General features: G+C 73.2%; 10 protein-coding genes. 3 read left to right on the top strand and 7 right to left on the bottom strand.

The window, feature by feature from the left end; translation table 11 throughout:
- Positions 1-3: 3 nt before the first annotated feature.
- The 7 genes from ACPCUX_RS11955 to ACPCUX_RS11925 all read right to left on the bottom strand — a co-directional run bounded on the left by ACPCUX_RS11955 (position 4) and on the right by ACPCUX_RS11925 (position 12,550).
- Positions 4-1,284: an AGE family epimerase/isomerase gene (locus ACPCUX_RS11955; RefSeq protein ID WP_076403698.1), complete on the bottom strand. Its 1,281-nt coding sequence runs from the start codon at positions 1,282-1,284 to the stop codon at positions 4-6.
- Positions 1,285-1,434: 150 nt separating this feature from the next.
- Complete coding sequence (locus ACPCUX_RS11950; RefSeq protein WP_423388823.1) at positions 1,435-6,870, bottom strand: GH92 family glycosyl hydrolase; 5,436 nt, start codon at positions 6,868-6,870, stop codon at positions 1,435-1,437.
- A gap of 285 nt (positions 6,871-7,155) precedes the next feature.
- On the bottom strand, positions 7,156-8,283 hold the full coding sequence (locus ACPCUX_RS11945; protein ID WP_423388822.1) for a LacI family DNA-binding transcriptional regulator: 1,128 nt from the start codon (positions 8,281-8,283) through the stop codon (positions 7,156-7,158).
- 1 nt (position 8,284) lies between these two features.
- Complete coding sequence (locus ACPCUX_RS11940; RefSeq protein WP_144721372.1) at positions 8,285-9,499, bottom strand: sugar ABC transporter permease; 1,215 nt, start codon at positions 9,497-9,499, stop codon at positions 8,285-8,287.
- On the bottom strand, positions 9,496-10,308 hold the full coding sequence (locus tag ACPCUX_RS11935) for an ATP-binding cassette domain-containing protein (protein ID WP_144721370.1): 813 nt from the start codon (positions 10,306-10,308) through the stop codon (positions 9,496-9,498). The genes ACPCUX_RS11940 and ACPCUX_RS11935 overlap by 4 nt, the downstream gene beginning before the upstream one ends.
- On the bottom strand, positions 10,305-11,435 hold the full coding sequence (locus ACPCUX_RS11930; protein ID WP_144721368.1) for a substrate-binding domain-containing protein: 1,131 nt from the start codon (positions 11,433-11,435) through the stop codon (positions 10,305-10,307). Before ACPCUX_RS11930 ends, ACPCUX_RS11935 begins: the two co-directional genes overlap by 4 nt.
- The gene (locus ACPCUX_RS11925; protein WP_081895839.1) at positions 11,432-12,550 is read right to left on the bottom strand and encodes an ROK family transcriptional regulator; all 1,119 of its coding nucleotides are present in this window, start codon (positions 12,548-12,550) and stop codon (positions 11,432-11,434) included. The genes ACPCUX_RS11930 and ACPCUX_RS11925 overlap by 4 nt, the downstream gene beginning before the upstream one ends.
- Before the next feature lie 371 nt (positions 12,551-12,921).
- Between ACPCUX_RS11925 and ACPCUX_RS11920 the strand changes: the two genes are divergently transcribed.
- The 3 genes from ACPCUX_RS11920 to ACPCUX_RS11910 all read left to right on the top strand — a co-directional run bounded on the left by ACPCUX_RS11920 (position 12,922) and on the right by ACPCUX_RS11910 (position 16,165).
- The gene (locus tag ACPCUX_RS11920) at positions 12,922-14,223 is read left to right on the top strand and encodes an ABC transporter substrate-binding protein (protein ID WP_194217141.1); all 1,302 of its coding nucleotides are present in this window, start codon (positions 12,922-12,924) and stop codon (positions 14,221-14,223) included.
- Positions 14,224-14,363: 140 nt separating this feature from the next.
- Positions 14,364-15,266 carry a carbohydrate ABC transporter permease gene (locus ACPCUX_RS11915; RefSeq protein ID WP_034652725.1) on the top strand — a complete coding sequence of 301 codons (903 nt, stop codon included), beginning with the start codon at positions 14,364-14,366 and terminating at the stop codon, positions 15,264-15,266.
- Positions 15,263-16,165 carry a carbohydrate ABC transporter permease gene (locus tag ACPCUX_RS11910; RefSeq protein ID WP_034652728.1) on the top strand — a complete coding sequence of 301 codons (903 nt, stop codon included), beginning with the start codon at positions 15,263-15,265 and terminating at the stop codon, positions 16,163-16,165. Before ACPCUX_RS11915 ends, ACPCUX_RS11910 begins: the two co-directional genes overlap by 4 nt.
- The last annotated feature ends 108 nt before the right edge of the window (positions 16,166-16,273 follow it).

Here is a 16,273-nt window from a genome sequence, read left to right as displayed (position 1 = left end):
GCGTCAGCCCAGGATGCTGCCCGCGGCCTTGGCCGAGGCGGCGAGGGAGCCGGTGAGCGGCAGGTCGGGCAGGATCACGGCCTGGGCCGCGTGGTAGACGTCGGGCTTGCCGACCCACGTGACGCCGTCGGGCCGGTTGGCGGTGTCGAGCTCGTGGTGCCACGACCCGCGCTCGTGGTCGACGAGGTGCTCGTCGATCCACTCCCACCAGCCCGCGGCGGCCTCGGCGAACCGAGGGTCGCCCGTGACGCGGCCCAGCACGTCGGCGGCCGCGACGGCCTCCGCCGCGACCCAGTGGTAGCGCCGGGGCTCGACCGGCGTGCCCGACCAGTCGACCGTGTACACGAAGCCGCCGCCGTGCTCGCCGTCCCAGCCGTCCGCGACGGCCCGGTCGAAGAGGGCGACCGCCGCGTCGGTGCGGGCGCCGGGGGTCCCGGCCGCGACGTCGACCTGGAGCAGCAGGCGTGCCCACTCCAGGCCGTGGCCCGGCGTCGACCCGTAGGGCTTGAAGGGGTCGCGGGGGCGGTCCGCGTTGTAGTCCGGCAGGGGGTTCCAGCCGGCGTCGAAGTGCTCGGGGATGCGCCAGGCGTTCTCGCGCGCCCACCCCACGACGCGGTCCGCGACCGACGCCGCGCGCGCGAGCCACTCGGGGTCGCCCGTCGCGTCGTGCGCGGCGAGGAGCGCCTCGACGGAGTGCATGTTCGCGTTGACGCCGCGGTACTCGTCGAGCACGGTCCAGTCGCGCGACCACTCGTCGGCGTGCATCCGCGGTCCGGGCTCCCAGAACCGCTCGTCGAGCACGGCGAGCGCCGCGTCGAGCAGCTCGCGCGCGCCCTCGCGGCCCGCGATCGTGCCCGACGCCGCGGCGAGCACCACGAACGCGTGCGCGTAGGCGCTCTTCGTCCCGTCCACCGGGACGGCCTCGCCCGCCGCCGGGTCGTGGCCGTCGCCCGGGCGCCGCGCGGGGCCGCGCGACGAGACCCAGCCGCCGTTCTCGGCGTCGACGAGCACCGCCCGTAGCCCGTGCAGCGCGGCGTCGGCCCGCTCCCCCGCCCCCGGCACGCCGAGGAGCGACGCGAACGCGTACACGTGCGCCATGCGCGACGTGATCCACGTGTGCACCGGCTGCGACAGGTCGGGGCGCCCGTCGTCGTCGAGCCACTGCGCGGCGCCGTCCGCGCGCAGCGACGCCTCGCCGAAGCGCAGCAGGTCGGCGAGCTGCTCGCGACGCCAGCGCCGCAGGTCGGTCGCTGGCGTGGGCTGCTCGGTCGGGTGCTCGGTCATCTCTCGGTCCTTCTCGTGCTGGGTGCGTGGCGCCGCACCGGGCGCGGTGCCCGTACGGCGCGGTGCCCCGGGACGATCATCCCGGGGCACCGCCGGTGGTGCATGCCTGCCTCACCCCGGTCGGACGCGGGGCGGGGCGGGCTCAGGGGTTCAGCCGCAGGTCACGGCGGCGTAGTCGGCCTGGATCGACGCCGTCACCTCCTCGTCGCCGGTGCCGCGCGTCGCCTCGACGGTGACGGTGCCGGCCTCGACCGCCGCGGCCCGCGTCGCGAACGACTGGTAGGCGTTGGCGCCCGGCGCGACGGCCGCGACCTCCTTGGTGCCGAACGGCGTGACGAGCCGGATCGCGAGCGGCACGTCCTCGCCGTTCTCGGCGCGGACCGCGACGTACGCCTTGCCGGCGAGGCAGCGGGTGCTCACCGTGACGTCGACGGCGAGCGCCGGCTCCGCCTCGGTCACGGTCACGGGGACCTCGACCACCTGGCTGGTCCAGCCGTCGTCGACCACGACGTACGCCGTGTACGTCCCGGCCGCCGTGTAGGCGTGCGAGCCGGAGACCGACCCGTCGCTCACCGTGCCGGCCGCGACGTCGGACCCGTCGCCCCACGTGACCGCCGCCCGGAGGTCGGCGCCCTCGCGGCCGCCGGCCACCTGGGCGAGCGCCACGTCCGTGGTCTGCCCGACGGCGAGCGTCACGCCCTCCGCGGCCGTGACCTCGAGCGCGGGGTGCTCGGCGAACGTGCCGTCGTGCGCGACCGCGACCACGTGGATGCGGCCGTCGCGCGAGAGCTCGCCCGGCTGGTCCGGGAGCGTGATGCTCACGGGCCGCTTGCCCTCGGGCAGCGTGATCGGCGCCGTCGCGAAGAACGCGGCGGGGGTGCCGGTCTGCGGGCTGCCGCCGCGGAGGCGGCTGTCCGTCACCGCGACGGGGATGTTGCCGAACACGGGGTTGCGGGCCGCGCCCGACCAGTCGCCGAAGCTCAGGTCGATCGGCTGGGTCGAGCCGTCGTCGAAGGTCAGCGTGCCGGTGGCCTGCTGGTTCTTCTCCGTGCCCGTGCCGATCACCGAGAGCTGCTCCGCGTCCGCGGGGACGTCGAGCTCGATGGTCTGCCCGTCGCCCGTCGCGTTGTCCGGCTGACCGGCGGAGACCGCCGGGACGTCGAACGCGAGGTCCGTGCCCGGCACCGTCGCGCGCTCGCCCTGGACGAAGCCCTTGGCCGCGAGCTGCGCCCGGTCGAAGAACACGCCCTGGCCGTCGCACGAGCCGACCGTCGTCCCGGCGTCGCCGATGCAGACGTTGTCGTACGCGGCGAGCAGCGAGCCCTCGCGCAGGAGGGAGACGTTGACGTACGAGGAGGTCGAGACGGTCTCGATCCCCTCGCCCGAGACCGTGACGGTCACGGGGTAGACGCCGGGTGCGGTCCACGTGTGCGCGGCGTCCACCGCGTACCCGCCGAACGCGCCCGCCCGCAGCGTCCCGGCGACCGGCTCGGAGCCGTCGCCGAACGCGACCTGCACGTCGAGCGCCGCGACGTCGCCCTCGACCCCGGTGAGGGTCGCGAACGAGCCCGAGACCTCGCGGCCCGTGACGCCGTCACGGTCCGGCGCGGCCGAGAGGGTGAGCTCCTCGGCCCCCGACTCCTTCGGGTCGGCGAGGAGCTCGACCTCGGCGAGCGACAGCGCGCCGGAGCCCGACGTCGCGGCCACCGTCAACCGGTACCGCGCGAACGCCGTCGGCTCGGCGACCGTGAACGGCCGCGTCTGCAGGGCCCAGCGGAACTGCTCGCCGGACCGCTCGTCGAGCGTCGTCCACGTCTCGCCGTCGTCGGAGCCCTCGAGGGTCCACGCGGACGGCGACGCCGTCCCGCTCGCCCCGGAGGTCAGCGTGTACGACCCGACGGTCGGGCGGATGCCGTTGCCCGCCCACGTGATCGACGGCGTCGTGGTGGCGAACGTCGTGCGCGTCCCGGACGTGTTGTCCGTGAGCGCCGCGGCGCTCGTGGTCGCGTCGCCGTCGGCGACGGTCGTCGTGCCGAGACCCGCGGTCGTCGCGTCCTGCACCGGCGTCGGGGGCTCGTCGCCCTCGGTGAGCGACGGCGGCGCGTCGTCCTCGCCCGTGCCCCAGTCCGACGGCTCCGGACCCATGACGAAGTCCAGCGTCGCACCGCCCGAGAGGTCGGCCTGCGAGAGCGACGTCGAGGTGCGGGCCTCGCCGTCCACCGCGAGGGACTGCACGTAGACGTTGTCGACCGAGTTGTTCTCGGCGTTGACGACGAGGTCGCCGTCCGGCAGGTGCACGGTCGCCTTGTCGAACAGCGGCGAACCGACCGCGTACTGGTCCGAGCCGACCTGGAGCGGGTAGAAGCCGAGCGAGGCGAAGATCCACCACGACGACATCTCGCCGTTGTCCTCGTCGCCCGGGTAGCCCTGGCCGATCTCGCTGCCCACGAACAGGCGGCGGGTGACCTCGCGGACCTTCTCCTGCGCCTTCGACGGCGCGCCCGCGGCGTCGTAGAGCCACGGGATGTGGTGCGACACCTGGTTGCTCATGCCCCACTGGCCCATGCGCACGTCGCGCGCCTCGCGCTGCTCGTGGATGCCGCCGTTGCCGGCGCCCTTCTCCGGCGTGGAGAAGAACTCGTCGAGCTTGTCCTCGAGGCCCTGCTTGCCGCCGTAGAGGTTGGCCAGGCCCTGGCCGTCCTGCGGGGCGTGGAACGCGAAGTTCCAGCCGTTCGTCTCGGTGTACCCGCCGCCCCAGGCCTCCGGGTTGTACGTCTCCGGTTCGACGGCCCACGAGCCGTCCTCGTGCCGCGGCACGAAGAAGTCGACCTCGGGGTCGAACAGCTCGACGTAGTGCGTGGCCCGCTCGAGGAAGTACGCGGACTCCTCGCGCAGCGTCTCGCGGCGCTCGTCCGGCGTCGCCGGGTCCTCCGCCAGGGCGGCAGCCATGTTGCCGATGCCGAAGTCGTTGACCAGGCCCTCCAGGCCCCACGACACGGACTCGTGCGTGGACTCCGGCGTGAACCCGAGGAACGGCGAGGTCTGCAGGCCCTTGCGGCCCACGGCGTTGCTCGGCGGCGCGACGGTCGCGTTGCGCAGCGCGGCGTCGTACGCCTCGAGCGCGGTGCCCGTGGGGAGCGAGCCCTTGAGGTACGCGTCGGCGAACGCGACGTCGGAGCTCGTGCCCGTCATGAGGTCGGCGTAGCCCGGCGAGGACCAGCGCGCGATCCAGCCGCCGTCGCGGTACTGCTGGACGAACCCGTCGACCAGCTCGGCCGCGAGCTCCGGGTAGAGGAGCGAGTACGCCGGCCAGGCCGTGCGGTACGTGTCCCAGAACCCGTTGTTCACGTAGATCTTGCCGTCGACGACCTTCGCGTTGGTCTGCGTGTCCGTCGCCGAGCCGGTGGTCGCGGAGACCGGGCTCGCGTACTTGTACACCGGCTCCTGCGCCGTGCCCGTGTTCTCGAACTGCGAGTTCGGGTACAGGTTGAGGCGGTAGAGGTTCGAGTACAGCGTGACGAGCTGGTCCTCGCTCGCGCCCTCGACCTCGATGACCCCCAGGCGGTCGTTCCACGCCTGCGCGGCGGCGGCCTTGACCTCCGTGAAGGTCTTGCCCGTCACCTCCAGGTCGAGGTTCTTGCGCGCCTGGTCGAGGCTGATGAACGACGTCGCGACGCGCAGCTCGACCGTCTTGTCGGACGACGTGTCGAACGTCGCGAAGCGCGCGTCCGCACGGTTGCCCGCCGCCGTCCCGACCGCCGTCGGACTACGGTCGAAGGTGCCGGCGACGAACATGCGCGTGCGGCCCACGGACAGGCCCGAGCCGTTCTCGACCCAGCCGGAGATCGTGCCCGTGGCCTGGTCGTACGTGAGCTTGGAGGAGCCGTCCACCTTGTCCACGAGCACGTGGCCCTTGGCTCCGGGGTAGCTGAAGCGGAGCACCGCGCCGTGGTCGGTGGGCGTCGCCTCGATCGCGGACCCGTTGGTGAACGTGACCCCGTAGTAGTCCGGCCGCGCCGTCTCGTCCGCGTGGTCGAACTCGAGGCCGCGCGTCGAGAGCGTGGCGTCGGGCGTCCCCGACGCCGTCGACGGGAGGAACGTCAGCTGGTTGCGGTCGCCCATCCACGGGCTCGGCTCGTGCGAGATCCCGAAGCCCTGGAGGACGGGCTTGTTGTTGGCGTTGTTGGCCTTGTGGTACTCGTACAGCCAGCTCTGCGAGGAGGCGTTCGTGTACGGCGTCCAGAAGTTGAACCCGTTGGGCGTCGCCGTTGCGGGGATGTTGTTCCCGCGCGAGAAGCTGCCCGACGCGAGCGTGCCGCGGCGCGTGTCCACGTAGTTGGCGAGGCTCGACCCGTCGATCGTGGCCGGCTCCGCCGTGATCGCGACGTCGTCGAGCCAGCCCGCGAACTTCGTCCCGGCGTGACCGCCCGGGTTGTCGTACCCGAGCAGCACCTGGTCCACGGTCTTGCCCGCGGCGACGTCGCCGAGGTCGACCCGCACCGAGTTCCACTGGTCGGCGTAGAGGATCTTGCCCTCGCCCTGCGCCTGCGCGGTCGCGACCGTCTCGTGCGCGTCGCGCGCGCCGAGGTCGGACAGGTAGGTCCCGTCGGTGAACAGGACGTCCACCGCCGCGTACGTCGACGGGTACTGCAGGTCGTCGAGCAGCTCGGGGAAGATCGTGTAGCTCAGGCGCGTGTCCTCGCCGACGACGACGTCCACGTCGTCGTAGAGCACGTTCGTCGCGTAGGTCTCGCCGTCGGCGAGGTGCGAGCCGTCGTACCGGAGCGAGTGCAGGCCGGAGAACCCGACGCCCGCCTTGTTGGTGAAGCTGACGCGCGGCCCGGTGCCGACCTTCGTCGTCATGGGGGCCGCGGACGGGCCGGCGCTCAGGTCGGCCGAGAGGTCCCACCCGGCGAGCTGGACGATGGAGTCGCCCGAGTTCGCCGTGACGTTGAGGCGCAGGTACGTGTACGCCGCGGTGGGCGCCTCGAGCTCGAACGTGCGCGTCTGCTGGCGGTTCGGGAAGTCCTCGTCCGTCCGGCGGTCGAGCGCGGCCCACGTGGACCCGTCGTTCGACCCCTCGACCGTCCAGGTCTTCGGGTCGCGACCGGCGGCGTCGTCGCCGGAGGTCATCGTGTACGCGACGAACGAGACGGGCTCGGCGAACTCGTACCGGACCCAGCCGGTCGACGCGAACGCGAGCCACTTGGTGCCCGAGCTGCCGTCGGCGAGGTTCGCCGCGCCCTCGTTGGGCAGGTTCTGCGCGCTCGCCGTGACGCCCTTCAGCTGCCCGAGGACGCTCCCGGGCAGGCCGGCCGTGAACGAGCCGACGTTCGCCTGCCAGGGCGCGCCGTCGCGCTCGGCCACCGTGGTGGGCAGCGCCGCCGGGTCGCCGGACTCGAACGACGACGAGAAGTCGCCCGGCTCGGCGGCCGCGGCGGGAGCGGCGGCGAGAGCTCCCGCGGGGGCCGCGAGAGGCACTCCGAGCGGGACGGCGAGAGCGGCGGCGAGCACGAGGCCGAGAGGCCGGGCGCGGCCGCTGCCGGACCGCGCGACCGCGCGTCCGGACGGGAGTGGTCTGGTCATGCCGCGATCTCCTTCGATCGTCTGACAGCGCTGTCAGGCTGCAGGGGTGCCCCTGACAACGCGCAGGGGGGAAGCGTTGTCAGGGGCGACCTGAACCTATGCGTCGGTTCCGGGCTTTGTCAACGCGGCCAGGGCCCCGCCGGGAGGGCGCGGACGAGAGGACCCTCGGGCGCGAAAGTCACGCTCGGTGTGACTTTCGCGCTACCCGCTCGACCGCCGAGGGCGTCGCGCGCCGTCAGCACGACCGTGCTCGCACCGACACGCGCACGGGCACCGCGGCCACACCTAGGCCCCGGGGCCGGGGACCTCCCCCGTGCCGCGGACGACAAGCCGCGTCGGCACCACGACGAGCCGTGGGGCGAGCTCCGGGTTCTCGGCACGGGACACCGCGAGCGCCGCCGCCTGCCGGCCCATCTCGACGACGTCGTACCCCACGACCGTCACGTGCAGCAGGTCTGCGAGCTCGAAGTCGTCGAAGCCGACGAGCGCGACGTCCGCCGCCCCGCCCGTCGACTCGCGGTCGCGCAGCGCGTGGAGCGCGCCGACCGTGATCTTGTTGTTCGCCGTGACGAAGGCCGTCGGCGGCTCGGGCAGGGCGAGGAGCTCCGCGACGAACACGCGCGCGAGGTCGGCGTCGTGCGCGCCGTCCCGCACGTAGCGGCCCGGGTCCTCGACGCCCGCGGCCCGCAGCGTCGCGACGAACTCGTCGCGACGCTCCTGGAACGTCCACAGGCGCGACACGTCGCCCACGAGCGCGATCCGGCGGTGCCCGTGCGCGAGGAGGTGCGTCACGGCGTCGCGCACTCCCCCGCGGTTGTCGATGACGACCGTGTCCGCCTCGACGCCGCGCGCAGGGCGGTCGATGAACACGACCGGCAGGCCGTCCTCGAGCTCGCGGCGCAGGCCCGAGTGGTCCGTCGACGTCGGGGTGACGACGAGCGCGCCGACGCGGCGCTCGACGAGCGCCTCGGTGAGCGACCGCTCGCGCTCCGGCTCCTCGTCCGAGCTCGTGGTGATGAGCTGGAGGCCGTGGTGGCGGAGCTCGCGCTCGATACCGCTGGCCAGCGCGGAGTAGAACGGGTTCGCGAGGTCGCCGGTGACGAAGCCGACGAGCCGCGACGAGCCGCCGCGCGCGAGGTCCGCGGCCACGGCGTTGCGCCGGAAGCCGAGCCGCTGCGCGGCCTCCTGGACCCTCGCGCGCGTCTGCGGCGCGACGTTCGGCTCGTCGTTGAGGACGCGCGACGCCGTCTTGAGGCTCACGCCGGCGACCTCCGCGACGGAGGCGAGCGTCGGGCGCCGACCTCCGCGTCCGCCGTGCGGACGCGCCACGGCCGCCTCCGTCGGGGTGTCGGGCACCACGACCCCGACCTCGCCCGGCGGGACCGTCCCCGCGCTCTCCCCCTGCATCACCATCTCAGACCTCCCGTCGACCACGAATCAGCATGTCGACGACGATAGCGAGCAGCAGGACCGCTCCGGTCACGATGTACCGCGTGGCCGTGTCGAGGTTGAGCAGCGTGAGCCCGTTCGCGATGGACTGGAGCACGAGCACGCCGAGCAGCGCCGACCACGCGCTCCCGCGCCCGCCGAACAGGCTCGTGCCGCCGATGACCGCGGCCGCGATCGCCGTCAGGTAGGTGTCCGCCGCGCCGGTCCCCTGGTTCGCCGCCGCGAGCCGTCCCGCGGCGAGGACGCCGCCGAGCGCGGCGAACGTCGAGCACGCGACGAAGCACGAGACGACCGTGCGGCGCACCGCGACGCCCGCGAGGAGCGCGGAGCGCCGGTTGCCCCCGACGGCGCGCACGGAGCGTCCCCACCGCGTGCGGCGCAGCAGCACGTCAACCACGACCACGAGCGCCACGAAGAGCACCACGGTGTAGCCGATCCCGCGCGCCGTGCCGAGGTACGCGACGGTCGCGACGAGCACCGCCGCGAGGACCGCCGTGCGGACCGCGATGCGGCCCAGGCCCGGGCTCGGGAGCTCCGCCCGCACGCGGCGCACGTGGTCGGCCACGCGCAGCGCGGCGTACCCCGCCACGACCACGACCACGAGGCCCCACGCGACCGCGGGGGCGAGGAAGCCCTGCTGGACCGTGCGCACGAGCCACGACTCGAACGGCAGGTTGATCGATCCCTTGGGACCGAGGACGCGCAGCTGCACGCCCGCGAAGATGAGGAGCCCCGCGAGCGTGAAGACGAACGACGCGAGCCCGAGACGCGTGGACAGCAGCCCGTAGCCGAGCCCGACGACGACCCCGACGGCCAGCGCCGCGACGATCGCGACCCCGACGGGCCAGCCCAGCCCCACCGTGCCGACGGCGAGCACCGCCGCGGCGAGCCCGCTCACCGAGCCGACCGACAGGTCGATCTGGCCGACGAGGAGCACGAGCACGACGCCGAGCGCGATGATCCCCGTGGGGGCGCTCTGGAGCGTGAGGTTGACGAGGTTCTCCGCGGAGAGGAACGCCGGGTTGATCGCGCCGAGCACGACCCAGATGAGGACGAGCGCGGCGACGATCGGCAGCATGCCGAGGTGCGCGCCGCGCAGCTGCTGCACGACGGACCCGGACAGCGCGCCCGTCAGGGGCCGGTCGAGCGCCGCGCCCGAGGTGCGGCCGGGGACGCTCATCGGTGCACCGCCCCGGTGCCGCCCGTGCGCCGCTCTCGCTCGGTCCAGCCCGTGCTCCCGCTCGGTCCGCCCGGGCGCGCCGGGCGCACGGCGCCGGTCATCGCGGCGAGCAGGTCCTCGTAGGACGTGTCGCCCGGGAACTCGCCGTGCACGCGGCCGAGCCGCAGCACGAGGATGCGGTCGGCGACGGCCTGGAGGTCGCCCGCCTGGTGGCTGATGAGGACGACGGCGTGCCCGCGCTCGCGCAGCTTCTCGATGAGGTTGAGGACCTCGGCCGTCTGCCGGACGCCGAGCGCCGCCGTCGGCTCGTCGAGGACGAGCACGCGCGGCGACCCGAGGAGGGCGCGCGCGACCGCCACGACCTGCCGCTGGCCGCCCGAGAGCGTGCGCACCGGCTGCCGCACGGACGGGACGGTCGCGGCGAGCTGGTCGAGCAGGCCCCACGCCTCGCGCTCCATCGCGATCTCGTCGAGGAACGGCCCGTGGAGGACCTCCTGCCCGAGGAACACGTTCTCGACGACGTCGAGGTCGTCGACGAGCGCGAGCTGCTGGAACACCGCCGCGATCCCGTGCTGGCGCGCGGCCGCCGGCGAGTCGAGCACGACGGGCGCGCCGTCGAGCAGCACCTCGCCCGCGTCGGGGCGGAACGCGCCCGCGACGACGCCCGCGAGCGTCGACTTGCCGGCACCGTTGTCGCCCACGACGGCGAGGACCTCGTGCTCGCGCACCTCGACGTCGACGTCGACGAGCGCCCGGACGCCGCCGAAGCTCTTGGAGACCCCGCGCAGGGTCAGGACGGGGGCGCTCACGGTGCCGCCTCCAGGAGACCCGCGTCGACGCACGCGTCGACGTAGGACGGGGTGCAGATCTCGTCGACCGTGTAGACGCCGCCGTCGACGAGGACGCGCCGGACGTCGTCGACGCCGACCGCGCGCGGCGCGAGCAGGAGGCTCGGGACGCCGTCGATCACCGCGGTCGCGCGCGGGTCCTCGCCGCGCAGCACCCGCACGGCGAGCTCGGCGGCCGTGCGCGCCTGCTGCGTCGTGGCCTTGTAGACGGTCATGTACTGGTCGCCCGAGACGACGCGCTGGACGGCCGCGAGCTCGCCGTCCTGGCCCGTGGTGGGCGGCACCGGGTCGAGGCCGGCGGCCTTCATCGCGGCGATGGCGCCGCCCGCGATGCCGTCGCTCGCCGCGAAGACGCCGTCGACGCGACCCGGGTACTGCGTGAGCTGCCCCTCGACCCACTCGGTCGCCTTGTCGGGGCTCCAGTCGGGCGTGTCGTACTCGGCGAGCACGTCGATGTCCTCTCCCTCGAGCGCGCGATGTGCGCCGGCGGCGAGCTCCGCGGCGTTCGGGTCGGTCGGCGAGCCCTGGACGAGCAGGACGCCCGGCCGCCGGCCCTGCGCCGGCGGGTCCTGCTCCGCACGGTCGAGGACCGCGCCGACGAGCGCCTCCCCCATGAGGTACCCGATGAGCTCGTTGTCGAACGAGACGTAGTAGTCCGCGCCGTCGACGAAGCGATCGTAGGCGATGACGGGCACGCCGAGGCGCTGGGCCTCGGCGACGACGCTCACCGCGGCGACGGCGTCGACCGCGTCGAGCACCAGGACGTCCGCGCCGCGCGCGAGCATCGACTCGGCCTGCTGCTGCTGGTTCGCGGCGTCCTGGGCGGCGTTCGCGTACAGCACCTCGCACGACGGGCAGCGCCGCTCGACCACCCCGACGAAGGTCGGGCGGTCGGTCGTCTCGTAGCGCGCGGTCTTCGCCTCGGGCAGCAGGAGCCCGATGGTCCCCTCCGACGGCCCGGCGGGCTCCTCCGGCGGCGCGCAGCCCGCGAGCGCGAGCAGCGCGACGACGACGGCCGCCACAGACGTCGTCACCGCGCCCCGCGCACGACGGCGGGCGTTCCCCGGGCGAGCCCCGTCCCCGCTCATGCGCTCACCCCCAGGGAGCCGCTCACGCGCGCGAGGTCGAGCGCGACGGCGAGCGCGCCGCGCACCTCGGCCGCCGACCCGAGCTCGGAGGCGACGACGCGCACCGGGCCGGCCGTGCTCGGGACCGTGCGCTGCTCGAGCGCGGTGCGGAGCGGGCCGAGCAGGGCCTCGCCCGCCTCGGCGAGCTGCCCGCCGACGACGACGATCTCCGGGTCGACGAGGTTGCACAGGTTCGCGGCCGCGACACCGAGGTGCTGCCCGGCGTCGAACAGGACGCGGCGGCAGCCGGGGTCCCCCTCCTGGGCCCGCGCGATGACGTCGCGCAGCGTGAGGTGGCCGCGGCTCTCGGAGAGCATGGACAGCAGCACGCCCGCGCCGACGTACATCTCGAGGCAGCCGCGGTTGCCGCACCGGCACACCGGGCCGTTCTCGTCGATCGTCACGTGCCCGATCTCTCCCGCGACGCCCGCGCGGCCGTGCACGACGCGCCCGCCGAGGACGAGCCCGCCGCCCACGCCGTGGGACACGCGCAGGTAGGCGACGGCGTCGTGCCCGACGGCCGCCCCGAACCGGGTCTCGGCGAGGGCGCCGAGGTTGGCGTCGTTGTCCACCGTCACGGGCGCGCCGAGCTCGGCCTCGAGCAGCTCGGGGACGACGACGCCGTCCCAGCCGCGCATCATGCCGACGGTCGCGATGCGCCCGGCGCGCACGTCCACGGGGGCGGGCACCCCGACACCGACGGCGAGCAGCTCCTCGGGGGACGCGTCGACCGACGCGACCATCTCCCCCACGAGCAGCGCGGCGCGCTGGAGGCCGGTGTCCGCGCGGTGGTCCGGGGCGAGCGGCATGCGCTGGTCGGCCAGCACGCGCATGGACGCGTCCGCGAGCGCGACGCGCATCGAGCGCGTGCCGAAGTGCACCCCCGCGACGAGCCCGAGGTTGCGCGCGAGGGTCACCTGGAGCGCGCGGCGCCCGCTGCGGGTGGAGGGCGAGGTGTGCAGGACGCCCGCGCCGGTGAGCTCCTTGACGATGTTGGAGACGGTGGCCGGGGACAGCCCGGTGACGCCGGCCAGCTCGATCTGCGTGAGGGAGCCACGCTGCTGGACGGCGCTCACGATCCGGGCTCGGTTGGCCTCACGCAGTGAAGTCTGCGAGCCCGGTGTCACCCGGTCAGCGCGCACGTCGGCCAGGATACCGCCGGGACGTACCCCTCCAGGTGAGGCGCCTCGCCGCCCAGGTGGGGGCGGGCGGCTCGACAGGGATCGGACAGCGCTGTCAGAATGATCCCGCCCACGCGACCCGGCGGCTTGGATCCATGTTCTGACGCGTACATCACGATTCAGCGTCGCTTGAGTTCATTTCTTGACATCAAGCGCCGGTCGCCGTTGTATGGGCCTCGGGTTCGAGGGCGCGCCGGTGCGCCCGGCCGGTGCGACGTGGTCGTCCGCCGGTCCCCCACGACCGAAGAAGGCGTAGGGATATCACGATGCGAATCGATCGCAGGACGAGCGCGACGGTGGCGACGGCCGCCCTCGTGGGTCTCGCACTCGCCGCGTGCAGCGGCGGTGGTTCCGGTGACGGGGGCACCGGTGACGGGGGCGCTTCGGGGGGCGGCGACGAGGTCGAGGTGTTCACCTGGTGGGCTGCCGGCTCCGAGAAGGCGGGTCTCGACGCGCTGGTCGGCGTGTTCGAGGAGCAGCACCCCGACGTGGAGTTCATCAACGGCGCGGTCGCCGGCGGTGCCGGCTCGGCCGCCAAGGACCTCCTCCAGTCCCGTCTCCAGGCGCAGGACCCGCCGGACACGTTCCAGGCGCACGCCGGTGCCGAGCTCCAGGACTACATCGACGCCGCGCAGATCGAGGACGTCTCCTCGCTCTACGACGAGTTCGGCCTCACCGACGTCTTCCCGGCCGACCTCGTGGACCGCCTCAAGTCCGACGACGGCGCGATCTACTCGATCCCGTCGAACATCCACCGCGCGAACGTGGTCTGGGCGAACCCGACGGTCCTCGAGGCCAACGGCGTCGACCCGGCCGCGACCTACGCGGACCTCGACGCCTGGATGGCGGACCTCGACAAGCTCAAGGCCGCGGGCGTCACGCCGCTGTCGGTCGCGACGACCTGGACCCAGGTCAACCTCCTCGAGACCGTGCTCCTCGCGGACCTCGGGGCCGAGGGCTACAACGGCCTGTGGGACGGCTCGACCGACTGGGAGGGTGCCGAGGTCACGGCCGCCCTCGAGGACTTCGAGAAGCTCATGAGCTACACCAACACCGACCGTGACGGGCTCGACTGGCCCGAGGCGACCCAGATGGTGATCGAGGGCAACGCCGCGTTCAACGTCATGGGCGACTGGGCCGTCGCGGCGTTCGAGGAGCAGGGCAAGACGCTCGGCACCGACTTCACCGCGTTCCCCGTCCCGGGCACCGACGGCGTGTTCGACTTCCTCGCCGACTCGTTCACCCTCCCGGTGGGCGCCCCGCACCCCGACGGCGCCAAGGCGTGGCTCGAGACCGTGGGCTCGCTCGAGGGCCAGGTCGCGTTCAACAAGGCCAAGGGCTCCATCCCGGCCCGCACCGACGCCGACCCCGCGGAGTTCTCGGAGTACCAGCAGACGGCGATCGAGTCGTTCGGCAACGACACGATCGTCTCCTCGCTCGCGCACGGCGCCGCCGCCCCGGTCGCGACGCTCAACGCGATCTCCGACGCGACGAGCAAGTTCACGTCGGGCGGGTCCGACCTCGCGACCTACCAGTCCGAGCTCGCCGCCGCCACCGCGCAGGGCTGACACCGCTCCGCCGGAGCCGCCGCGCGTCGTCGGGCACGTCCCGACGGCGCGCGGCGGACCCGCGCGGCCGGAACACGTCCCCGGGACGCCGGCGCTCCCCCGCGCCGCGGCCCACGCCCCCACGACCGGGAAGACCCACCATGCTCAAGTCACTGCGACGCGCCGGCCCAGCGCTGCTGCTGCTCGCGCCCTCGCTGATCCTCGTCGGCGTGTTCGTCTACGGCCTGATCGGCGCGAACTTCCAGACGTCGATCACGGACAACCACACCGCGGCACAGGCCACGGGCCAGAAGCCGTCGGTCGTCGTGTGGTTCGAGAACTACACGGCCCTCCTCGGCAGCGAGGCGTTCCAGCACTCGCTGAAGAACCTCGTGCTCTACACGGTGGTCTTCCTCGCCGGCACGCTGCTCATGGGCTTCCTGTGGGCGTGGATGCTGGACAAGCCCGTCAAGGGCGAGGGGATCTTCCGTTCCGTCTACCTGTTCCCCATGGCCGTGTCGTTCGTCGCGTCCGGTGTCGTGTGGCGCTGGCTGCTCAACTCGAACCAGGGCGAGCAGGCGAGCGGCCTCAACCGGCTGTTCCAGATCGTCGGGCTCGACTTCCTGCAGAACAACTGGTGGAACAACGTCACGTGGGGCATCACGGCCATCGCGATCCCCGCGATCTGGCAGCTCTCCGGGTACGTCATGGCGCTGTTCCTCGCCGGGTTCCGCGGCATCCCCGACGAGCTGCGCGAGGCCGCCCGCATGGACGGCGCGAGCGAGTGGAAGCTGTACCGCCACGTGCTGTTCCCGCAGCTCTCGCCCATCGCGCTCTCGGCGCTGATCATCATCGGCCACATGTCGCTCAAGGCGTTCGACCTCATCATGTCGATCTCGAAGCCCGCGAACTACCAGACCAAGGTTCCGGCCGTCGACATGTACGTCTTCAAGTCGAGCTTCGACTACGCCAACGCGGCGGCCGTCGGCTCGATCCTGCTGATCATCGTGGCCGTCGTCATCGTGCCCTACCTGATCCGCACCAACCGTCAGGAGAAGCGATGACGACCACCTCGACGCCGGCCGTGCCCGCCCCCGACGTCGTCGGCACGCCGCGCCAACCCGCGCGCCGTACGCCGCGCGAGCGCTTCTCCGTCGGCCGCACGCTCAAGTACGCGGCGCTCGTGCTGTTCCTCGTCATCGTCCTCATCCCCGTCTACGTGCTCTTCGTGACGAGCTTCAAGGGCGCGGGCGACGCGTCGCCGGCGCGCGCGTGGTCGCTCCCGCAGACGTGGACGACGGAGAACTGGCAGACGGCGTGGACCGCGCTGTCCCCCGCCATCTGGCGCACGGTGCAGATGGTCGTGCCGTCCGCGATCATCGCGGCCTTCCTCGGCTCGCTCAACGGGTTCGTGCTCTCCCGCTGGTCGTTCAAGGGCGCGAACATCGTCTTCACGCTCATCCTCTTCGGGATGTTCATCCCGTACCAGGCCGTGATGATCCCGCTCAACCAGCTCGTGCTGGGCCTGGGCATCCCGAGCGGCGTGCCGTCGCTGATCCTGCTGCACGTCGTCTACGGCATCCCCATCACGACGCTCATCTTCCGCAACTACTACATGACCGTGCCGCACGAGCTCGTCGAGGCCGCGCGCGTCGACGGCGCGGGGATGCTGCGCACCTACTGGTCGATCATCCTGCCGATCTCGATCCCGAGCTTCGTGGTCGTGCTCATCTGGCAGTTCACGTCCGCGTGGAACGACTTCCTCTTCGCGGTGTTCTTCTCCTCCAGCCAGAACGGGCCCGTGACGCTCGCGCTTAACAACCTCGCGAACGGCGCGCTGCTGCAGAACTACGGCGTCTCCATGGCCGGTGCGCTCTTCGCGTCGCTCCCGACGCTGCTCGTGTACATCGTCCTGGGCAAGTACTTCGTCGGGGGGCTGATGTCGGGCTCGGTCAAGGGCTGAGCCCCGACCGTCCGTCGTCCGCCGCCCGGAGGCCCGTCGGGGAGCGTGGTCGCACCACGTCCCCCGGCGGGCCTCCGCTCGTCCCGCACCGTCGAGGATCACCCGCAG

Origin of the sequence: Cellulosimicrobium sp. AB352 (genome assembly GCF_049538415.1) — a bacterium.
Classification (GTDB): domain Bacteria; phylum Actinomycetota; class Actinomycetes; order Actinomycetales; family Cellulomonadaceae; genus Cellulosimicrobium; species Cellulosimicrobium funkei.
Note: the sequence above shows the minus strand (reverse complement) of the source record. Positions and strands in the feature narration are given on the sequence as shown.